This window comes from Roseovarius sp. B-10 (genome assembly GCF_056859295.1).
On the sequence record NZ_JBSXOE010000024.1, the window covers coordinates 52168 to 73094 of the forward strand.

22 protein-coding genes are annotated in these 20927 nt (G+C 65.9%); 8 read left to right on the top strand and 14 right to left on the bottom strand.

Translation table 11 applies throughout. From position 1 onward, the window contains the following. Nucleotides 1–2: 2 nt before the first annotated feature. Nucleotides 3–239, bottom strand: coding sequence for a hypothetical protein (locus tag AC13D8_RS05420; RefSeq protein ID WP_482967981.1), 237 nt, complete (start codon nucleotides 237–239; stop codon nucleotides 3–5). A 120-nt stretch (nucleotides 240–359) separates the two neighbouring features. Between AC13D8_RS05420 and AC13D8_RS05425 the strand changes: the two genes are divergently transcribed. Further along, nucleotides 360–1058 (top strand): M48 family metallopeptidase, encoded by a 699-nt coding sequence (locus AC13D8_RS05425; protein ID WP_482967982.1) that lies wholly within the window; start codon nucleotides 360–362, stop codon nucleotides 1056–1058. 65 nt (nucleotides 1059–1123) lie between these two features. After that, nucleotides 1124–1387, top strand: coding sequence for a DUF6455 family protein (locus tag AC13D8_RS05430; RefSeq protein ID WP_482967983.1), 264 nt, complete (start codon nucleotides 1124–1126; stop codon nucleotides 1385–1387). A gap of 10 nt (nucleotides 1388–1397) precedes the next feature. Here the strand turns inward: AC13D8_RS05430 and trhA are convergent, their stop codons facing one another. Beyond that, the gene (trhA, locus tag AC13D8_RS05435; protein WP_482967984.1) at nucleotides 1398–2039 is read right to left on the bottom strand and encodes a PAQR family membrane homeostasis protein TrhA; all 642 of its coding nucleotides are present in this window, start codon (nucleotides 2037–2039) and stop codon (nucleotides 1398–1400) included. Between the two features lie 66 nt (nucleotides 2040–2105). Then, the gene (locus AC13D8_RS05440) at nucleotides 2106–2498 is read right to left on the bottom strand and encodes a thiol-disulfide oxidoreductase DCC family protein (RefSeq protein ID WP_482967985.1); all 393 of its coding nucleotides are present in this window, start codon (nucleotides 2496–2498) and stop codon (nucleotides 2106–2108) included. A gap of 123 nt (nucleotides 2499–2621) precedes the next feature. Here AC13D8_RS05440 and AC13D8_RS05445 point away from each other — a divergent pair, with 123 nt between their 5' ends. Then, nucleotides 2622–3002 carry a DUF6746 family protein gene (locus AC13D8_RS05445; RefSeq protein WP_482967986.1) on the top strand — a complete coding sequence of 127 codons (381 nt, stop codon included), beginning with the start codon at nucleotides 2622–2624 and terminating at the stop codon, nucleotides 3000–3002. 384 nt (nucleotides 3003–3386) lie between these two features. Here AC13D8_RS05445 and gyrB read toward each other — a convergent pair whose 3' ends face one another. From gyrB to AC13D8_RS05485, 8 genes are all read right to left on the bottom strand, one after another. Further along, nucleotides 3387–5804: a DNA topoisomerase (ATP-hydrolyzing) subunit B gene (gene gyrB, locus AC13D8_RS05450; RefSeq protein ID WP_482967987.1), complete on the bottom strand. Its 2418-nt coding sequence runs from the start codon at nucleotides 5802–5804 to the stop codon at nucleotides 3387–3389. An 89-nt stretch (nucleotides 5805–5893) separates the two neighbouring features. Further along, nucleotides 5894–6514 (bottom strand): LysE family translocator, encoded by a 621-nt coding sequence (locus AC13D8_RS05455; RefSeq protein ID WP_482967988.1) that lies wholly within the window; start codon nucleotides 6512–6514, stop codon nucleotides 5894–5896. After that, entirely contained in the window at nucleotides 6511–6942 is a 432-nt protein-coding gene (locus AC13D8_RS05460) for a VOC family protein (protein ID WP_482967989.1), read from the bottom strand. The genes AC13D8_RS05455 and AC13D8_RS05460 overlap by 4 nt, the downstream gene beginning before the upstream one ends. Further along, a complete protein-coding gene (gene recF, locus AC13D8_RS05465; RefSeq protein WP_482967990.1) occupies nucleotides 6939–8051 on the bottom strand; it encodes a DNA replication/repair protein RecF in 1113 nt (370 codons plus the stop codon). Before recF ends, AC13D8_RS05460 begins: the two co-directional genes overlap by 4 nt. Nucleotides 8052–8104: 53 nt before the next feature. Then, on the bottom strand, nucleotides 8105–9223 hold the full coding sequence (dnaN, locus tag AC13D8_RS05470; RefSeq protein WP_129431419.1) for a DNA polymerase III subunit beta: 1119 nt from the start codon (nucleotides 9221–9223) through the stop codon (nucleotides 8105–8107). 134 nt (nucleotides 9224–9357) lie between these two features. After that, on the bottom strand, nucleotides 9358–10704 hold the full coding sequence (gene dnaA, locus AC13D8_RS05475; protein ID WP_482967991.1) for a chromosomal replication initiator protein DnaA: 1347 nt from the start codon (nucleotides 10702–10704) through the stop codon (nucleotides 9358–9360). Between the two features lie 471 nt (nucleotides 10705–11175). Next, on the bottom strand, nucleotides 11176–11439 hold the full coding sequence (gene rpsT, locus AC13D8_RS05480; protein ID WP_104018263.1) for a 30S ribosomal protein S20: 264 nt from the start codon (nucleotides 11437–11439) through the stop codon (nucleotides 11176–11178). Between the two features lie 171 nt (nucleotides 11440–11610). Further along, nucleotides 11611–12429, bottom strand: coding sequence for a sulfotransferase family protein (locus AC13D8_RS05485; protein WP_482967992.1), 819 nt, complete (start codon nucleotides 12427–12429; stop codon nucleotides 11611–11613). 140 nt (nucleotides 12430–12569) lie between these two features. On the opposite strand from AC13D8_RS05485, the gene AC13D8_RS05490 reads away from it, so the two are divergent. The 5 genes from AC13D8_RS05490 to pheS all read left to right on the top strand — a co-directional run bounded on the left by AC13D8_RS05490 (nucleotide 12570) and on the right by pheS (nucleotide 17090). Further along, complete coding sequence (locus tag AC13D8_RS05490; RefSeq protein ID WP_482967993.1) at nucleotides 12570–14147, top strand: DUF5928 domain-containing protein; 1578 nt, start codon at nucleotides 12570–12572, stop codon at nucleotides 14145–14147. A 9-nt stretch (nucleotides 14148–14156) separates the two neighbouring features. After that, nucleotides 14157–14537, top strand: coding sequence for an HIT domain-containing protein (locus AC13D8_RS05495; RefSeq protein WP_104018260.1), 381 nt, complete (start codon nucleotides 14157–14159; stop codon nucleotides 14535–14537). Between the two features lie 79 nt (nucleotides 14538–14616). Further along, entirely contained in the window at nucleotides 14617–15435 is an 819-nt protein-coding gene (locus AC13D8_RS05500; protein WP_482967994.1) for an ion transporter, read from the top strand. A 45-nt stretch (nucleotides 15436–15480) separates the two neighbouring features. Continuing rightward, complete coding sequence (locus tag AC13D8_RS05505; protein WP_446249284.1) at nucleotides 15481–15945, top strand: DUF1203 domain-containing protein; 465 nt, start codon at nucleotides 15481–15483, stop codon at nucleotides 15943–15945. Between the two features lie 71 nt (nucleotides 15946–16016). Then, nucleotides 16017–17090 carry a phenylalanine--tRNA ligase subunit alpha gene (pheS, locus tag AC13D8_RS05510; RefSeq protein ID WP_482967995.1) on the top strand — a complete coding sequence of 358 codons (1074 nt, stop codon included), beginning with the start codon at nucleotides 16017–16019 and terminating at the stop codon, nucleotides 17088–17090. 232 nt (nucleotides 17091–17322) lie between these two features. On the opposite strand, the gene AC13D8_RS05515 is transcribed toward pheS, so the two are convergent. The 3 genes from AC13D8_RS05515 to AC13D8_RS05525 form a co-directional block, all read right to left on the bottom strand. Beyond that, nucleotides 17323–17958, bottom strand: coding sequence for an ATP-binding cassette domain-containing protein (locus AC13D8_RS05515; RefSeq protein ID WP_482967996.1), 636 nt, complete (start codon nucleotides 17956–17958; stop codon nucleotides 17323–17325). Continuing rightward, on the bottom strand, nucleotides 17951–19600 hold the full coding sequence (locus AC13D8_RS05520) for an ABC transporter permease (RefSeq protein WP_482968047.1): 1650 nt from the start codon (nucleotides 19598–19600) through the stop codon (nucleotides 17951–17953). The genes AC13D8_RS05515 and AC13D8_RS05520 overlap by 8 nt, the downstream gene beginning before the upstream one ends. A 96-nt stretch (nucleotides 19601–19696) precedes the next feature. After that, nucleotides 19697–20914, bottom strand: a complete 1218-nt coding sequence (locus tag AC13D8_RS05525) for an ABC transporter substrate-binding protein (protein WP_482967997.1) — start codon at nucleotides 20912–20914, stop codon at nucleotides 19697–19699. Between the last annotated feature and the right edge of the window lie 13 nt (nucleotides 20915–20927).

Genomic DNA, 20927 nt, shown 5'->3' on the forward strand with positions numbered 1-20927 from the left:
GCTCACCCCCCCGGCTCGCGAAGGTAGACGCCCTCTGGCAGGTCGAGCGCCACGCCGAGATCGCGTAGCTGGCTCATCGACAGGGTGATCCGCAGCACCGTATCGGTGCGCGGGTCGTATTGCTCGACCGTCACGCATTCCTCGAAGGCGTTGACGACGACGTCTTCCTTGAGAGGGGCGGCCCCCTCGTCGACGAGGGTGATGACGGTCGAGTCGAACTCGTGCTCTATGGAAAACATGATTGCAGGCTACCCGTTCGACGGCGGATTGCAAACCGTTGATGGGCGGCGCGTCGGGGGCTGTAAGAAGGTCGAGAGCCTGCTACAAGACAGATGTGGAGATCGACCCGAGGAGATCAGATGCGCTGGATTGCCTGCCTTGCCCTTGGTCTCGTCGCTTCTTGCGTCGAGGTGTCAGAGACCGCCCAGACCCGACAGCCCGCTGCCGAGCGCCCCGCGCCGACGGTCACTCGCGCAAAAGTGCAGCAATTCCTGACTGTTGTGCAGCGCATCGAGCCGGTGGCCGAGCGCAATTGCCGCGACCGCGCGCCACGCTCTAACTGCGATTTCCGCATCGTGGTGGATGACCGGCCCGGCCAGCCGGTCAATGCCTACCAGACGCTCGACCGCACCGGGCGGCCGGTCGTCGCCTTCACGTTGCCGATGATCGGCGCGGTCCGCAATGCCGACGAGCTGGCGTTTGTCATGGGGCACGAGGCCGCGCATCACATCGCCGGTCACATCCCGCGCCAGCAGCAGAGCGCGATGGCGGGGGCTGTCATTCTCGGCGGTATCGCCGCGATCACGGGAGCCGGGCAATCGGTGGTCGACGGGGCCGTCGATCTTGGCGCCGGCGTGGGCGGGCGTGTCTTTTCAAAGGATTTCGAGCTTGAGGCGGATGCGCTGGGCACCGTGATCGCGCATCGCGCGGGCTATGATCCGGTCCGCGGCGTGGCGTTCTTTTCGCAGATTCCCGATCCCGGCAACCGGTTCCTCGGGACGCATCCGCCCAATGCACAAAGGGTAGAAACGGTGCGGCGGGTGGCGGCGGGGCTTTGACCGAGATCAACGACGCGAGGGAATCCGCATGGCAGGCTAATGGCCGGAGTACAGGGAGACTTGCCATGCAACACAGCCTGATTCTCAAGCGTCATGCCGACCTCGTGGACCGGATGGCGGCGGCGCACGGTGTTGATCTGGAAGAAACAATGATGGAGGGGCACCTCACCCCCGGAGAGCTGGGCGAGGCGGTTCTGGCCTGCACCGGATGTGCCGCGCCGGAGGCATGCGAGCACTGGCTGGCAGCCCATGAAGCGGGCGAGGCGGTGCCGGATTATTGCCGCAACAGCGCGCTTCTGGCCGAGCTGACCGCACGGTTCAAGCGCTGAACCGCAAGGTTCAGAGTGCCGCAGCGACCGCCGTGTTAATACCTATGAAGAAGCAGGCCGAGGCCAGCGCGACGAAGACGTGCCAGATCGCGTTGGCGAAACGCAGGCTTTCCCACGCGTAGAAGATCACGCCGACGCAGTAGAGCAGCCCGCCGCCCACGATGAACGCGAGGCTGAGGCCCGGCAGCACGCCCGAAAGCGGCAGGATCAGCGCGACCCCGGCCCAGCCCAGCGCCATGTAGGGCAGCCAACCGGTGGTCATGGTCCCGCGCGGCATACGCAGCTTGGACAGCGCGCCGAGACAGGCCAGCGCCCAGACCCCCGCCAGCACCATGTAGCCGAAGGCAGTGCCCAGCAGGATGCCGAGCGGCGTGAAGGTGCCCGCGATCTTGACATAGATCGCCGCGTGATCGAGCCGCCGCAGGATCGGGCGCAGCGGCGTGTGCGCGAGCAGGTGATAGGCCGCCGAGGCGCCGAGCATCGCGAGCAGCGACAGCGAGTAGACCGTGACCGCGAGGAACGTGACCCCGTCCATGTGCAGGGCCCAGAGCGAATAGACCGCCGCCACCCCGGCGAGCGCCGCAACCAGGCCCATGACATGCACGACGCCATCGGCGATGCGTTCTGCCGGGGAATAGAGCGGGTAGGACATCTGCGTCATTCCTGCATGGTTACACGATCTTGCGGACATATCCTTAATAACCCCCAATTCCGGCCATCATGCGACATGATCGGGGCAGGTCCGATGCATACGTGCAACGTGCCGTGCGTAGAGTCGCGGCGCAAGTACGCGCTCGTAGACGAGATGCGCCGCGTGGCGCAGCCCCGGCAGCGCCACGATGCGCGCCAGCCAGCGGTAGCGCGGCAGCGCGCGCCACAGCGCCAGAAACGCGTCCACACCCGACACCACGCGCCCGCCCTGACGCACATGCAGCCGCCGCGCCGCCATGTCGGGATCGATCCCCCACTCTGCCAGATCGCGGGTGTTGAGATCGTGGAACGCCACCGGAAGACCGCGCGCCTCTGAATGGGCGCGGTAATGGTCGATCTCGGCGCGGCAGACCGGGCAGCGCGCATTGTAGAGGACGTGGGTTTCGCTCGGGTTTGTCATGTCCGGGGACTTATGCCGGGCGCGGGCGCGGGCAAGGGCTACGGGTGGAAAAGGCGGTTGCGTTGGTGGATCTTATTTCTTATAATTTTTGTCAGAAATAATCGAAGCCGAAGGATCAACACCATGCACCTGCCTGCCCTGCCCGCTCTTGCCGCCACCCTCGTGCTCGGTCTCGGCGTCCTGCCCGCCACCGCCGCCGAGGAGGTCGAGCATTATGCCGCCGCGTCCTCTGAAACCCTCGCGGAGGCGATGGAGAACCTCGCCGCCTACAACGCCAAGGTGGAAGCGGTCATGGCGCGCGACAATCTGGGCGTGCAGGACATGGAAGAAGTGCACGAATACACCTACACGATGGAACAGGCCGTGGCACGCATCGCCTCGGAGGTAGAAAAGATCGCCGTCGTGCTGGAACGGGTTCACCTGTCCTCTGAAGGTGACAACCCGCATGCCCTGCGCGGGGCGACCGAGGTCTACCTGGAAATGACCGCGCCGCTGACCGAGTGAGGGGGCATGGCCCCAAGGAAACCGAGCCAAAGGCGGCTGTCAGATGATGGCCGCGAACTGGTCGGGGTGGGGGTTGTCTGGAGATGTCTGGCCTGGAACCGACGTTGGGCATTTGGCGATGAGCCGCGCAGCGCCCGACCGCCGGGTGGGCGCGGTTTGGCTCGTGCTGTGCGATTTATGGTGCAAGATACTTCAATGATCACAGCTATTTGCGCCGTTGCAGAAGCGCCCGCCCGATGGGGCGGTCGGGCGCTGCGCGGCGGCGCGTAAACGCGCCTTGTCCCGCGCATTGGCACCAAGACCTGAATGACCGCATCAGACCAAAACCGCACGTCTCTCTCCAAGCGCCCCGGCGCCCGCGTTCCGCTTGGAGGATGATCGCCCCTAGAAATCCAGGTTCGCGACGCTGAGCGCGTTTTCCTGGATGAACTCGCGGCGCGGCTCGACCACGTCGCCCATCAGCTTGGTAAAGAGGTCGTCGGCCTCGGCCACGTCGTCGATCTTGACCTGAAGCAGCGTGCGCGCCTCGGGATCGAGCGTCGTCTCCCAGAGCTGGTTGGGGTTCATCTCGCCCAGCCCCTTGTAGCGCTGGAGCGTGAGGCCCTTTTCCCCCTCTTTCAGGATCGCGGCCAACAGGTCGAGCGGGCCGAAGATGGGCTGCGAGCGGTCCTTGCGCAGGAGCGTTGCGCGCTCGCGGTAGATGTCGCGCAGCGCCTGCGTCATCTGCGCAAGGCGGCGCGCCTCGCCGCCGCGCAGCACCGGGCCGTCGAGCGTGCGGATTTCCTCGACGCCGCGCACGGTGCGGGTAAGACGTAGCCCGTGATCCTGCGTCGGGCGGCCCTGCCAGCCGCGCTCGTACTCGTTGGAGATCATGTCGAGCCGGGTGGCCACGGTATCGGCCACGCCCTGCAGATCGGCATCCACGCGCCCGGGCAGGAACGCCTCGGCGATGGCTGCCTGTTCGAGGATATGGCGTGGGTAATGGGTGGGGAACGCCTCCAATATGCGCTTGGCCTGCCGCGCCTCCTCGACCACGCGCACAAGGTCCGGCCCGGCGATCTCTTCGCCGCTGCCAAGGCGCAGGGCTGCATCGGTGGTGCCCTGCTCGATCAGGTAATCCTCGAGCGAGGGGTGATCCTTGAGATAGACCTCGGACTTGCCGCGCATCACCTTGTAGAGCGGCGGCTGCGCGATATAGAGGTATCCGCCCTCGATCAGCTCTGGCATCTGCCGGTAGAAGAAGGTCAGCAGCAGCGTGCGGATATGCGCGCCGTCCACGTCGGCATCGGTCATGATGACGATCTTGTGGTAGCGCAGTTTCGTGATGTCGAACTCGTCCCGCCCGATGCCGGTGCCAAGCGCCATCACGAGGTTACCGATTTCCTGGGAGCCCAGCATCCGGTCAAAGCGGGCGCGTTCGACATTGAGGATCTTGCCGCGCAGGGGCAGCACCGCCTGCGTGCCCCGGTCGCGCCCGGTCTGCGCAGAGCCGCCGGCGCTATCGCCCTCGACGAGGAAAAGCTCGGTCTTGGAGGGATCCTTGGACGAGCAGTCCTTGAGCTTGCCGGCGAGGAAATTGACATCCATCGGGTTCTTGCGGCGGGTCAGGTCGCGGGCCTTGCGCGCCGCCTCGCGGGCATGGGCGGCCTCGATGATCTTGCCGACGATGATCTTGGCGATCTGGGGGTTTTCCTCGAACCATTCGGCGAGTTTCTCGTTCATCAGACCCTCGACCGCAGGGCGCACCTCGGAGCTGACCAGCTTGTCCTTGGTCTGGCTCGAGAATTTGGGATCGGGCACCTTGACCGACAGCACGCAAGTGAGCCCCTCGCGGGCGTCGTCGCCGGTGAAGCTGACCTTTTCCTTGCGGGCGATGCCGGTGGTCTGGGCGTAGGCGTTGATGGTGCGGGTGAGCGCGCCGCGAAAGCCCGCCATGTGGGTGCCGCCGTCGCGCTGCGGGATGTTGTTGGTAAACGGCAGCACGGTCTCGTGATAGCTGTCGTTCCACCACATCGCCACCTCGACGGTGATCCCGTCGCGCTCGCCGATGATGAAGATCGGCTCGGGCATCATCGGGGTCTTGTGACGGTCGAGATACTTGACGAATTCCTTGACCCCGCCTTCGTAGAAAAGCTCGCTCTCCAGCGGCTCGGGTGGGCGCTCGTCGCGCAGGATGATGCGGACGCCGGAATTGAGGAAGGCCAGTTCGCGGAGCCGCCGCTCCAGTGTTTCGAAGCTGTAGTCGAGGTTGGAGAAGGTGTCGGTCGAGGCGAGAAAGCGCACCTCGGTGCCCTTGCGCCCGTCGGCGTCACCGACGACGTGAAGATGGTCGACCGTAAAGCCGCCCTCGAAACGGGCGAGGTGCTCCTTGCCGTTTCGCCAGACGCGCAGTTCGAGCCAATCGGAGAGCGCGTTGACCACCGACACGCCGACGCCGTGCAGGCCGCCAGAGACCTTGTAGGAATTCTGGTCGAACTTGCCGCCCGCGTGCAGCTGGGTCATGATGACCTCGGCCGCCGAGACGCCCTCTTCCTCGTGGATATCGGTGGGGATGCCGCGGCCATTGTCGCTGACCGAGACGCTGGAATCGGCGTGAATCGTAACGTTCACGGCGTCGGCGTGACCGGCCAGCGCCTCGTCGATGCCGTTGTCGACGACCTCGTAGACCATGTGGTGCAGGCCCGAGCCGTCATCGGTGTCACCGATATACATGCCGGGGCGCTTGCGGACAGCCTCCAACCCCTTGAGAACCTTGATGGAATCGGCACCATATTCTTCGGGCACGATGGCGGGTTCGGACATGCGGATTTCCCTTTGGAATGTTTCGCATTTTATACGAAGTCTGGGGGGGAATGTCACGGCCCCACCCCATATTTTGCGCTGTTTCGTGCTCAGGTGAAGGGGATCACCAGCCCGACGAGGATCAGCAGCAGGCCAGAGGCCGAATTGAGCCGCGCAATGGCCCTGGGGCTCTGCAACAGACGCCGGGCACGATCGAGAAACAGCGCGAGGCCGAGGTTGCCCAGCATCGGCACGACGGCCGAGACCGCGAGGATGGCGGCGATGTCGGGAACCGTGACGCGCGAGAGATCGAAGAAGCCCGGCAGGAAGCCCATGTAGAACAGGATCGCCTTGGGATTGCCGATCACCGCCGCCATGCCCACGGAAAACCCGGCCCAGAGACCGGGGCGGGTCATGCGGCTGTCGGCGCCGGGCACGCGCGCCGGGGTGCGGAGCAAGAGCAGGCCCATCACGATGAACACCGCCGCCGCGACCCAGCGCAGGAGGCCGAGCGCGTCGCCATAGAGCGACAGCACCCAGGCCAGCCCAAGGATCGCGCAGAGCGGCCAGATCAGATCGCCCAGCGCCACGCCCACGGCAAGCGGCCACGCCCCGCGCATACCGCCCGAGAGAGAGCGCGCGGTGAGCGCCACCCAGACCGGGCCGGGCACCGCCCAGAGCCCGGCCATCGCCGCCGCGTAGAGCATGAGGTCAAATAGCGTGACGGTCATGGAGCATCGGGCAGGGTGAGGCTGCCATCGGGGGCGAGCGGCCAGAAGGGATTCATCGCCAGCTCCCAGACATGCCCGTCGGGATCGGCGAAATAGCCGGAATAGCCGCCCCAGAACACCTTTTCGGGGCGCTTGAGCGGCGTGGCCCCGGCGGCGATGGCCCGGTCATAGGCGGCGTCCACCTCGGCCTCTGTGGGGAAATTCTGCGCCAGCGCCATCGCGCCGGTGCCAAGCGCGGCACCCGGCCGCCCCTGATCGGCGGCCAGGTCGGATTTGCCAAACAGTCCGAGAACCAGCCCGTTCAGCTGATAGAAAACGACCTCGTCCTGCGCCGCCGCCGGTGTCCAGCCGAGGGCGGCGTAGAATGCGCGCGCGCGGTCGAGATCGGCCACGCCAAGGGTGATGAGGGTCACGCGCTGCGGGGTCATGGTGTGGCATCCTCCGTGATGTGGCTGGTGCCTTCGGTGTCGGTGACGCGGATGTGCTGTGCCCGACAGCCCAGTTCGGCAAAAAGCTCTGGCCCGGTGCCGGTCATCCACGCCTGCGCACCGAGGCCGCAAACCTCGTCATAAAGCGCGGCGCGGCGGCCCGCGTCAAGATGGGCGGCCACCTCGTCCAGAAGCAGGATCGGCGGCGCCCCGAAATCGCGCGCCAGCGCGCGGGCATTGGCGAGGATCAGCGACACCAGAAGCGCCTTTTGCTCGCCGGTGGAGCACTCGGCGGCGGGCACGCCCTTGGCGGCATAGACGCCGTAAAGGTCGGCGCGGTGCGGGCCGACCAGCGTGCGCCCGGCGACGAGGTCGCGAAACCGGCTTTCGGCCAGCGCCTCGCGCAGCTCATCGGCGCCCTCGGGCATCTCGCCCTCGGTCTGGGTCAGGTCCAGTTCGGCGGTGGGAAAGGCCGTTTCAGCCTGCATCTGCGCGCCGGCGATGAGTGCCAGCGCCTGCTGCCGGTTGGCGTGCATCTCGGCCCCCGCCGCGGCCATCTGCCGTTCGAGGGCGAGATACCAGTGCGCGTCGCGCACCTGGTCCTTGAGCAAGCGGTTGCGCTCGCGCATGGCCTTTTCATAGGCCAGAACCGCGTCGGCATGGCCGGGCACGAAGCTCATGGTCATCCGGTCGAGGAAACGCCTGCGCCCCTCGGCCCCCTCGATCCAGAGCCGGTCCATCGCCGGGATGAGCCAGAGCACGCGGGCGATGCGGCCCAGCGCAAGCTGCGCGGTGGGCTTGCCGTCGATACGGACCTGCCGCGCGGTGCCGTCCTCGGAGACGACCTCGACCTCGTGTACCTGGTGCAGGGACTGCAGGATGGCGGTAATCTTCCAGCCGAGGGATTCAGGGCGGCGCGCCATGTCCTGCGCCGCCGCGCGCCGCAGGCCCCGCCCGGGCGACAGCAGCGAGACCGCCTCGATCAGGTTGGTCTTGCCCGCGCCGTTGGGGCCGTGAATCGCCACCGGCCGCGCATCGAGCATGAGCCGCGCCGACTTGTGCGAACGGAAATGCGAGAGGGTCAATTCCGACAGGTAGAGGCCGGGCATTCACGACCCTTTCATCTTGCCAGAAATATCCCCGCCGGAGGCTCCGACAGATGTCACACCCGCATCGGCATGACCACGTAAACCGCCGTCGTATCGTTGCCCTCGCGCATCAGGGTGGGATCGCCGGAGGAGTTGAACAGGAACACCGCGTTCTCGCGGTCCACCTGGCTGGCGATTTCCAGCAGGTATTTCGCGTTGAAACCGATCTCCAGCCGTTCGTCGCCATAGGCCACGGCCAGCTCTTCCTCGGCGGCGCCGCTGTCGGGGGCGTTGACCGAGAGGATCAGCCGGTCCTCGTCGAGCGACAGCTTGACCGCGCGCGAGCGTTCGGAGCTGACCGTCGCCACGCGGTCTACCGCCTGCGCGAACTCGGCGGCGTCCACTTCGAGGCGGCGGGTGTTTCCCTGCGGGATGACGCGGGTATAGTCGGGGAAGGTGCCGTCGATCACCTTCGATGTCAGGGTGATGTCGGGGGTGGCGAAGCGCACCTTGGTTTCGGAAACCGAAACCGCGATCTTCATGTCGTCATCGTCGAGAAGCTTGCGCAGCTCTCCCACCGTCTTGCGCGGGACGATGACGCCGGGCATGTCCGCCGCGCCCTCGGGCAGGTCGGCGTCGATCCGGGCGAGGCGGTGGCCGTCGGTGGCCACGCAGCGCAGAACCTTGCCGCCATCGGCCTCGGAGACATGCATGTAGACGCCGTTGAGGTAATAGCGGGTCTCCTCGGTGGAGATGGCGAATTTCGACTTGTCGAACAGCCGCCGGAGCGTCGCGGCGGGGGCCGAGAAGTTGCTCGCGTATTCCGCCGAGGCCATCACCGGGAAGTCCTCTTTCGGCAGGGTGGCGAGGTTGAAATTCGACCGGCCCGCCTGCACCGCGAGCCGCCCCGACGCCGCATCCTCGGACAGCGTGACAAGCGCGCCGTCGGGCAGCTTGCGCACGATCTCGTGCAGCATCACCGCCGAAACCGTGGTTGCCCCCGCGCGTTCGACCTGCGCCGTTGCCATATCCACGATCTCGATATCGAGGTCGGTGGCGCGGAATTGCACACGCTCGCCCTCGGCCTCGATCAGGACATTGGCGAGGATCGGGATTGTGTTGCGGCGCTCTACCACCGACTGCGCTTGCGCGACCGCCTTGAGCAGCGTGCCCCGTTCGATGCTGAATTTCATGCCCTCGCTCCTGTCAGATACCGCTCTCGCGCCGGGAGGGGCACGGTACCGAAATCCCCATCCGGCTCAAGCGTTTTGTGACGTTGTCAGCCGGATTTGCCACTGCGTCAAGGGCCGGGGACCGGACTGCCGCCTCAGGCCTCGAGCGAGCGGCGCAGCAATTCGAGGTCGTCGGCGATCTGGGCATCCTTCTGGCGCAGCTCGTCGATCTTCTTCACCCCGTGCATCACGGTGGTGTGGTCGCGCCCGCCAAAGCTGCGCCCGATCTCGGGCAGGGAGCGGCTTGTGAGTTGCTTGCACAGGTACATCGCCATCTGCCGCGGCCTGGCATAACAGCGGGTGCGCCGGGGGCCGACGAGATCGGACAGGCGAATGTTGTAGTGATCGGCCACCTTGCGCTTGATCTCTTCGACCGAGAGCTTGCGCTCGTAGCTGCGCAGCATGTCCGAGAGGCAATCCTGCGTCAGTTCCTGCGAGATCGGCTTGCCCACCAGCGAGGCAAAGGCGAAGAGCCGGGTCAGCGCGCCTTCGAGAACCCGCACATTGGTGTTGATGCGATGCGCGAGGAATTCGAGCACGCCGTCCTCGATCGTGAGATCGGGCTGAGCCTCGCGGTAACGCTCGGCACGGTTCTGCAACACGCCGAGGCGCAATTCGTAATCGGTGGGGTGCAGGTCGACGACGAGGCCGCATTGAAGCCGCGACTTGATCCGGTCCTCCAGCCGCGCGATCTCTCCGGGGGCGCAATCGGCGGAGATGACGATCTGCTTGTTCTGATCGACCAGTGCGTTGAAGGTATGAAAGAATTCCTCCTGCGTGCTGTCCTTGCCGGCGATGAACTGCACGTCATCGACCATCAGCACGTCGACCGAGCGGAACATCTGCTTGAAGTCCATGATCTTGCGGTCGCGCAGCGCCTGCACGAAGCGATACATGAACTGTTCTGCCGAGAGGTAAAGCACGGTCATGTCGGGCTGCTGCTCGACCAGATCCCAGGCGATGGCGTGCATCAGGTGCGTCTTGCCCAGCCCGACGCCGCCATAGAGAAACAGCGGGTTGAAGGTGGTCTCGCCGCCTTCGGCGACGCGGCGCGCGGCGGCATGGGCAAGCTGGTTGGGCTTGCCGACGACGAAGCTGTCGAAGCGAAAACGATCGTCGAGCGGGGCGGAATGCAGCGGGTTGTCGCTCCGTGCGGCGCGCGCGGGGGCCGGTTTCGGCGCTTGCGGCGCATCGGACCCATTGACCCCGACACGGAAATCCAGCTTGCGCACGCCGGAATCGATCTGTGACAGCTTGTAAAGGATCAAGTCGCCGAAATGCTGGACCACGTAATTCCCGATGAACCGGGTCGGCACCGAGAGCGTGGCCACACCGTCGGACACCTCCGCGAATTCGAGTGGCTCTATCCAGTTGCGAAACTTGTTCTGCCCGACTGCCTGCCGGATCTGCTGTTTCAGCTCACCCCACTGTTCTTGTATCATATGTCCCGTTCCGCTGCTCTTTTCTGCGCCATCGGACAGGGGCCCGATAACAGGTCAAAAATCGCAACCCGCGACGGAGGACAAAGGATATGGTCGACACCGGCCACGAGCCGGCACCTGACACAGACGCCTCTGCACACTGCATATTGATGGAAAAATCCCTGCCCGCGACCCGTCCCAAAGCCACCGGGATCTCTCCGTCAAAATGCTATCAGACAAGACCGGAAAGCGAAAAGGCTTTCCTCTGGCGAGCCGGGGCAGGATATCTGCCCCAAGCTAGCAATGGCCTGTCCCCCCCAAGCGTGAATCGCACTTATGACGTTACCAACGCGGCACGCGTCCAGACAACTCATCATTGCGCTTGACAGGACCGGGGGCGGAAAAGAATCTCTGGCTGTCGCACGGAGGCACAAACGCAAACGGGCACCGCCCCATGGCGATGCCCGTTCGATTTCGTGTCATTGGATGCGGTCAGCCCAGCGCCTTCACCCGTGCCGAGAGCCGCGACATCTTGCGCGCGGCGGTGTTCTTGTGAAAGACGCCCTTGGTCACACCGCGCATCAGTTCGGGCTGTGCGGCGCGCAGCGCGGCGGTGGCGGCATCCTTGTCACCGGAGGCGATCGCCTCTTCGAGCTTGCGCAGGTAGGTGCGGATGCGCGAGCGACGCGCCTTGTTGACGGCGTAGCGCTTTTCGTTCTGGCGCGCGCGCTTCTTGGACTGGATCGTATTGGCCATGGGTGTCTGAACCTTTCCCGGGTCTATCAATGTCTGGTTGCACAGATACCCGGGCCTGCCCCGCCAAATCGGGGGCCTTGGCTCTTGCCTGGATAGCGGGCATCACGCGCATGTCTGGCGCGGCGTATACCCGAGTCGCGAGGAAATGCAACCCCGCCGCTTTGCGGGCCGCTATTCGCCCAGCTTGGCATGGACCTCGTCGAGGTCGATCTCGCCCACCGGCATCTTGTTTGCCGGGTTCTCGAAATCGTATTTGAACACCTCGAAGTCGCGCTTGTAGATCTCGTAGACCAGATGCATCGACAGGTCGTCGAAGTAATCCTCGACCGGGTGGGCGCGTTTCGGGCCGTGGCCCTCGGATTCGTTGAAGCGGGGAATCGTCTTGAGATCGACCTCGTGCGGCGTGTCGATCGCGGCCAGCACCTCTCCCATCCCCTCGTTGAATTTCTCGGTCCAGAATATCTTGTCGTAGCGCCCGCCGTTGACGATGAAGGTCGAGACATGGCCCGACATGGCCGACCAGTGGATATCGGGCTCCATCGGGCGCTTCCAGCGGATGGTGTCGCGGGCGAACAGCAGGAACCGGCGAAAGCTGCGGACCTGGTCGAATTCCTGCTTGCCGTCCTCGCCACCCACCTCGATGCCGTATTTCTGGATGATCGTCGGCACCAGCTTGCCGCGATAGCGCCGCCCGTTGCGCTGGATGCCGCATATCTTGTCAAAGAACGAGGACAGGATGCGGGTATAGGGATTGCGCACGCAGGTGAAGGCGTAGGAGCGGTGACTGCGCACGTTGGCCGAGATGAGCTTCTGGCTGTCCTCGATGGCCCATTTGTGCATCCCCGACATGGCATCGTGGATGTCACCGTCGAAGAACGCACCGTGATCAGAGTAATACATGATCTGGCCAATGGTCGAGCAGGCGCATTTCGGGACAACGCGGTAAACCACGCTCTCGCTCTCGGTCATCCATGTTCCGGGAAACCCCATGATCGCCGTGCCTCTCGTCCTGCCCCCGCGTCAGGATTATCTAACCTCTTCAAAAAAACAACGAAAGCCTGTTTATTGGCGGGGCGTTCACCGCTATTGCTTTAGACAACGCCCGAAAAACGCAGGAAAACGTTTCCTTAATGGCAAGAATCGCCTTCATCCTGCTCTGTCACAAGGACCCCGAGGCCATCGTGCGGCAGGCACGGATGCTGACGGCGGCAGGCGATTACATCGCGATCCATTTCGATGCGCGCGCCAAACCGGAGGCGTTCGCGCGGATCCGCGATGGGCTGGCCGACAATCCCAACGTGGTCTTTGCCCGCCGCCGGATCAAATGCGGCTGGGGCGAGTGGTCGCTGGTGCAGGCCACGCTCCATGCCGTCGAGGCGGCGGTCGAGACATTCCCGCGCGCAACACATTTCTACATGCTCTCGGGGGATTGCGCGCCGATCAAGTCAGCGCGCTATGCGCATGAGTTTCTCGATGCCCGGGACGTCGATTACATCGAGAGCTTTGACTATTTCGAAAGCGATTGGATCAAGACCGGGATGAAGGAAGAGCGGCTCGTCTACCGCCATTTCTTTAACGAGCGCACGCAGAAATGGCGTTTCTACACCTCTTTCGAGTTGCAGAAACGGCTACGCCTGACGCGCGCGATTCCGCATGACATCGATGTGCAGATCGGCAGCCAGTGGTGGTGCCTGCGCCGCCGCACGGTGGAATGGATCCTCGATTTCGTCCGCAAGCGGCGCGACGTGATACGGTTTTTCCGCACCACCTGGATCCCCGACGAGACGTTCTTTCAGACGCTGGTGCGCCATCTGGTGCCCGAGACAGAGATCGAGACGCGCACGCTCACCTTCCTGATGTTCACCGATTACGGGATGCCGGTCACGTTCTACAACGACCATTACGACATGCTGTTGGGGCAGGACTATCTCTTTGCCCGCAAGATCAGCCCCGAGGCGGTGGTGCTCAAACGGCGGCTTGGGACGCTCTACAGCAACGAAACGGCCAGCTTCAAGATTTCCGACGAGGGCCGCAATCTCTACAAGTTCCTCACCGGGCGCGGGCGCGAGGGGCGGCGGTTTTCGCCGCGGTTCTGGGAGGTCGAGAGCACCATCGGGCGCGACCGCGAGCTGATGATCGTGCTGTGCAAGAAATGGCATGTGGCCAAGCGGCTGGTAAGACGCATCCGCCAGATGAGCGACCTGCCGGTGATCGAGTATCTCTTTAACGAGGAGGGCACCGCCCTGCCCAATCTCGGCGGCATCCAGGCCAGCCTCGTCAAGCGCACCCGCCATCGCCGCGCGCTGATGCGGATGTTGTTCGACTATTACGAGACCGACCGGCTCGTCGTCTGCATGGACCCTGCCAACATGGATCTGTTGACGGATTTTTGCAGCGACCGGGCCAAGACGCGGCTGCTTGAGATACAGTGCGATTTCTCCGACGCCTATCTCATCGGCCATGCCAGGCGCGTCGGGCTCGCAGGGGAACAGACCCAACGCGATACGCTGGAGCGGCTGCTGCCGACGATACGGGGCGATATCGTCCACGAGAGAGACCGCATCCGCGATGCCGGTTTCGCCAATCACCTCATCATGCGGGAAAGCGACGATCGCGACCGCTCTGCCGATATGCTGGCGCGATTCCTTGATATTCCTGCCGAAAAGGCGCAGGAGATCGCCGACTTTGACCATCTTTTCGCGGATTGAGGAGACCAAATGGCCTATACCTACGACGACCAGAACGTTTTCGCGAAAATCCTGCGCGGCGAGATTCCCAACAAGACCGTGCTGGAGACCGGGCACACGCTCGCCTTCGAGGACATCCAGCCGCAGGCGCCGGTGCATGTGCTGGTGATCCCGAAAGGGGCCTATGTGGACTACGCCCATTTCGTGACCGAGGCGAGCGATGCCGAGATCGTGGATTTCAGCCGGACGGTGGCCGAGATCTGCCGCTTAACCGGCGTCGGGCCGGGTATCGGCGGCAAGGGTTTTCGGGCCATCACCAACGCCGGCGAGGACGGCGTGCAGGAGGTGCAGCATTATCACCTGCACATCATCGGTGGCCGTCCGCTGGGCCGGATGCTGCAAAGGTCGTGACGCCCGAGACGCGCGCTTGCGGTGCCGGGCATCCGCGCCCATATGACCCGCAATTGCAGCGCGAACAGACGGGCAGGACATGAATTTTCGCAACCGCGTGGGCGGGTTTCTCGACACGTCGCTTTTCCAGAACGCCATTCTCGGCGTGATCCTGTTCAACGCGGTGATCCTCGGGCTGGAAACGGTCGAGCCGCTGATGGCGCGGGCGGGGGCGCTGATCGTCGCGCTGGACAAGTTGTGCCTGTCGATCTTCGTGGTGGAGATCGTGGCCAAGCTCTACGCGCGGGGGTTCGCCGGGTTCTTTCGCCGCGGCTGGAATGTCTTCGATTTCGTGATCGTGGGCATCTCGCTGGTGCCGACGACGCAAGGGTTGTCGGTGCTGCGGGCGCTGCGCATCCTGCGCCTGTTGCGCGTGGTGTCGGTGGCACCGTCGCTCAGGCGCGTGGTCGAGGGGCTGGTGACGGCGCTGCCGGGGATGGGCTCGGTCTTCCTGCTGATGGGGATGATCTTCTACATCGGGTCGGTGATGGCGACCAAGCTGTTTGGCGACGCGTACCCCGCGTGGTTCGGCGATCTGGGGCGCTCGGCCTATTCGCTCTTCCAGATCATGACGCTGGAATCGTGGTCGATGGGGATCGTGCGCCCGGTGATGGAGCAGTTTCCCTACGCCTGGGCGTTCTTTGTCCCGTTCATCATGGTTACCACCTTCGCCGTGGTGAACCTGCTGGTCGGCCTCATCGTCAACTCGATGCAGGACGCACATCACGCCGAGGACGTGGAAAAGACCGACACCTATCGCGACGAGGTGCTGAGCCGCCTCGAACGGCTGGAGGAGATGATGCGCGAAGGGCAGGAGGCGCGTGCCCGCGATTCCGCAGGTTCCGGGTCGCGCGACTGAGCGGGGCGGGGCAAGCTTGGGCCATCATTCCCGAGGAGGCCCGCCATGCCCAGGATCACCGCCCTGCCCACCGATCTCGTCACCGCCTGGCGTTCCGGCGCGCCCGACGCCTATGGCAACCCGCCCGAGCGGCAGGTGGCGCGCGGCAGCGGCAACCCCTGCCGCCATTGCCTCGATTTCATCCCGGAGGGGGCGGAGATGCTGGTGCTCGCGCACCGCCCCTTTGCCGGGCTGCACCCCTATGCCGAAACCGGGCCGATCTTTGTCTGTGCCGCGCCCTGTGCGCGGTTCGAGGGCGCGGGCATCCCGCCCGCGTTGCGCGCGAGTCCCGACTACCTGCTCAAGGGCTATGGCGCGGATGAGCGCATCGTCTATGGCACGGGCAAGGTAGTGGCCGCCGATGCGCTGATGGACCATGCCGAATGGGCGCTCGGCTGGCCCGGGGTGGCCCATGTCGATGTGCGTTCGGCACGCAACAACTGCTTTCAGGCGCGCATCCTGCCGGGTTGAGGGGCGTGGGCGCGCTTGCGCCCCGCGCGCAGGCGCGCTAACCCGCCGGGGACAATATCGGGGTGACGGACATGAGCGACCTGCGCGAGAAATACCTGACAGCCATCGCCGGGGCCGAAGACGAGGCCGCGCTCGAGGCGCTGCGCGTGCAGGCCGTGGGCAAGAAGGGCGAGATCAGCCTGAAGATGCGCGAACTGGGCAAGATGAGCCCCGAGGAGCGGCAGGAAGCGGGGCCGCGCCTCAACGCGCTCAAGGACGAGATCAATTCGGCGCTCGCCGCGCGCAAGGCGGCGCTGGCGGATGCCGCGCTCGACGAGCGGCTGCGCGGCGAATGGCTCGACGTGACGCTGCCGGGGCGCCCCCGGCGGCAGGGCACGATCCACCCGGTGTCTCAAGTGACCGAGGAGGTCACGGCGATCTTTGCCGACATGGGGTTTGCCGTGGCCGAGGGGCCGCAGGTGGAGAGCGACTGGTACAATTTCGACGCGCTCAACATCCCCGGCCACCACCCCGCGCGCGCCGAGATGGACACGTTCTACATGCACCGTGCCGAGGGCGACGACCGGCCCCCGCACGTGCTTCGCACCCATACCTCGCCGGTGCAGATCCGCACCATGCAGGCGCAGGGCGCACCCTTGCGGGTGATCGCGCCGGGCCGCGTCTATCGCGCGGATTACGACCAGACGCATACGCCGATGTTCCACCAGGTCGAGGGGCTGGCCATCGACCGCGATATCTCGATGGCCAATCTGAAATGGGTGCTGGAGGAATTCGTCAAGGCGTTCTTCGAGGTCGATCACGTCGACCTGCGATTCCGCGCCTCGCATTTCCCGTTCACAGAGCCGTCGGCGGAGGTGGATATCCGCTGTAGCTGGGAAGGCGGCACGCTCAAGGTCGGCGAGGGCGACGACTGGCTGGAAATCCTCGGGTCGGGGATGGTGCATCCCAACGTGCTGGAGGCCGGCAATATCGACCCGAGTGAATGGCAGGGCTTTGCCTTCGGCATGGGGATCGACCGGATCGCGATGCTGAAATACGGCATCCCCGATTTGCGGGCGTTCTTTGATTCAGACCTGCGGTGGCTGCGGCATTACGGGTTTGCCGCGCTGGATGTGCCGACGTTGCATGGCGGGTTGTCGCGGTAGGCGGCGGAGCGGGTTGGCGCCGACCTAACAGCAGCGCCGCGCATCGATGGGCCGCGGCGCGGCGATCCGTCGGTTCTTCTGCCGCGCTTTATGGCAGCCAAATTCGCACTAGACCCGAGCGGCGCGCAGGTTGCAGCCATATCGCCGTGCCGGGGGGCGGCCCGGCGATGCGCGGGAGCGCGCAAGGCGCGCTCTGATTCCGCGCGAGGTCATCGCAGCGCTCAGTGTGCCCTCACCCCAGCGTCATCACCTCTCCCCCCGCCGCCTCGGCGTCGGAATGGTCGTGGGTGACTTGCAGCACCGGCAGCGCCCGCTGGCGGGCGGTGTCGAACACCAGCGCCCTCACCTGCGCGCGCAGCCCGGTGTCGAGCTTGGAGAACGCCTCGTCCAGAAGCAGCGCACGCGGCTCTGACAGCAGCATCCGTTGCAGCGCCACCCGCGCCCGCTGACCACCCGAGAGCGTCGCCGGGTCGCGGTCTGCAAACCCTTCGAGGCCGACCTCGGCCAGCGCCGCCTCTATCCGCGCGCGGCGGGCGGCGCGGCCACGCACCTCGGGCTTGAGCCCAAAGGCGAGGTTGGCCCCGACCGAGAGATGCGGAAACAGGTATTCATCCTGGAACAGGATGCCGATGCGCCGCGCCTCTGTGGGCAGGCCAGAGAGATCATGCCCGTCGAGCCGGATGCGCCCGGTCATGGTAAAGGCCGCATCGAGCGTGCCGGTGATCGCCGCGAGCAGCGTGGATTTGCCGGAACCGGACGGCCCCATCACCGTCAGCACCTCGCCGGGGCCGACCGTGCAATCGAGCGCGATAAGCCGCTCGGGGCCCAGGGCGATCATCAGGTGCTCGAACCGCAGGCCCTCATCCATCGCGCATCCCCTTTCTGTTGCGCCACGCGATCCGTGGCAGCAGCACGGCGAGCGCGAAGGGGGCAAAGGCCGCCGCCGTCTGCGCCAGCGCGTAGACGCCGATGGCCCGCCGGTCGCCACCCGCCGCCAGCGCCACCGCCTCGGTGGTGAGCGTGGCCACCCGCCCCGCACCCACCAAGAGCGTTGGCAGGTATTGCCCCACCGAGACGGCAAAGCCAACCGCCGCCGCCACGAGGAGCGGGCGCAAGAGCATCGGCAGCCGCACCGCCCAGAGCACGCGATCCGGCCCCGCGCCCAGCGCGCGCGCCACGATGTCCTGCCGCGCGTCCCAGGCGCGCCACGGGTCCGACAGCGACAGGAAGACATAAGGCAGCACGAACACCAGATGCGCCAGCACCACCGCCGCGCGCCCGCCATCGACGCCCGTCAGGATCGATAGCGTCTGAAAGCCGGTGAGAAACGCCACCTGCGGCACGATCAGCGGCAGGTAGAGCAGCCACAGCGCCCGCGTGGCGGGGCGCAGGCCGTGGCGGTGCTCGGCCTCGAGGCTCGCCAGCGTCAGCAGCAGCGCCAGCCCCGTTGCCGCCCCGGCGATGAGCAGGGTCTCGGCGGCGGGACCGGCAAGGCGCGGGCCGTGGCGATCCCAGTTGCGAAAGGTAAAGCCGTCGGGCAGCAGGTCTGGAAACTGCCAGAGGCCGGCGAAGGACCAGACCACCTGCCCCCCCAGCCCCGCGATCACCGCGAGTGCGGCCAGCGCGCCCAGCACCAGCGCGCCCATGCGCAGCATCCGCCCGGTGCTGCGCCGCCCGCGCCCGCCGCGCACGATCCACGCGCGCCCGGCCCGCGCCACGGCTATCTCGATCAACCGCCACAGGCCGAGACCGAACAGCACCAGCCCCAGTTGCAGCACCGCCCCCGCCGCCGCCTGAAACCGCAGGGCGAGGTCGGGGTCGCTCATCCAGCGGACCACCTGCACGGCCAGCGTCGGCGGCGTGTTGGGCCCGAGGATGATCGCCACGTCCACCACCGACATGGAGAACGCCAGCACCGCGTAGACCGGCAGGCGGATCTGGCGGTAGACCAGCGGAAAGATCACCTTGAGCCAGCCGGTTACGCGCGCATAGCCGAGCGCATGTGCCACCCGCAGGCTCTGGCCCGGGCGCACCTGCGTCAGCGCCGCCAGCGTCATCAGCAGCAGGAAGGGCACCTCCTTGGTGACCAGCCCGAAAATGAGGCTGAGGCCCGCCGGGTCCTGAAGGATCAGCAGGTCGGGCGGCTGCGCCCATCCCGTGAGCCCGGGCGAGAGCGCGCGGGCGATCCAGCCCGAGGGGGCGATGAGAAAGGCGAGGCCAAAGGCCGCCGCCGCGTGCGGCACCGACAGGAGCGGCGACAACAGCCGCTCGATGGCGGCGAAGGTCCGCGTGCCCGCCCAGCCCGCGCAGATCAGCGTGACGATGGCGAGCGACAGCGCCGTGGCGGCAAACCCCACCCCGAGGCTGAGCGCCACCGCACGCGGCAGGCCCGGCCAGGCCGCGAGCGCCTCGAAAGCGGCGAGGCCGAGGCTGTGCCCGCCCAGCGCGGGCATGTAACCCAGCGCCGGGGCAAGCGTGCCCAGTAACCCCGCCAGCACCGGCCCCAGCATCACCGCCAGCGTCAGCAGCGGGGCCCAGGGCAGAAACCGCGCCCGCCGCGCGAGACGCGCCGGGACGGGGATGCTGGCAGCGGCGCGCACGCGTGCCTACTGGCCGACGCCGTAGCGCGCGGTCCAGTCCTGTTCCAGCCGCACCATCCAGGAGGGATGCGGCTCGGGCAGCGCCTCGCCGAGTTCGGCGGGGGTGAGCGTCGCCACGCCGAGTTCTATCGCGTCGAAGCGGGCGCGATCCTGCGCGGAGAGCTCGTCCATCGCCAGCACGGTGCCGTTGCCCCAGACTGCCGGATCCTGCTTGTGCGCCTGCGCCTCGGGCGACAGCAGGAAATTGGCGAGCACCAGCGCGCCCGCCTTGGCGTTGGCGTTGTAGGGGATGGCGACGAAGCTCGCATTGCCGATGGTGCCGCCGTCGAGCACGTAGCTGCGCACCGTGCCCGGAAGCTCGAAATTGGCGATGGCGTTCGACGGCTCGTTGGGGTTGAAGCTGAGCGCGAGGTCGATCTCGCCATCGTTCATGAGCTGGATCAGCCGCGGCCCCGATTGCGGATAGGCCGCGCCACCGCGCCACAGGTTGGGCGTGAGATCGTCGAGGTAATCCCAGAGCGGCGCGGTGGCCTCGTGATAGCTCTCCTCGCTCACCGGTTTGGTCAGCACCGACGGGTCGGGGGCCAGCCCCATCACTGCCTGCTTGAGAAAGGTCGAGCCGAGGAAATCCGGCGGCTGCGGATAGGCGAAGCGGCCGGGATTGTCCTGCGCCCAGTCAAGCAGCGCGGGAATCGAGCGGGGCGGCTCGGCCAGTCGCGCGGTGTCGTGGTAGAAGACGATCTGCGCCATCCCCCAGGGGGCCTCCAGCCCCTCGGTGGGCACGGTGAAATCCGAGGTCACGGCGGCCTTGCCCTCGACATCGACGTATTGCCAGTTGGGCAGGTCCTCGGCCCAGGGGCCATAGAGCAGCCCCTGTTCCTTCATTGCCGCGAAATTCTCACCGTTGATCCAGATGAGATCGACCGCGCCGCCGGAATCCTTGCCCGCCGATTTCTCGGCGATGACGCGGCTGACGGCGTCGGCGGTGTCCTTGAGCTTGACATGTTCGACGGTGACGCCATAGCGCCCGGCCACCTCGTCGCCCGCCCAGGAGATATAGTCGTTGATGGCATTCGAGCCACCCCAAGCGTGCCAATAGACGGTCTGCCCCTCCGCCGCCCCGGTGATCGCCGCCCAGTCGGTAGGGTCGGGTGTCACCTCTTGCGCCGCGAGCGGTGCGGCCAGCGCAAGGGCTGCCAGCGATGTCAGCATCTGTCGGATCATGTCGAGGTCTCCT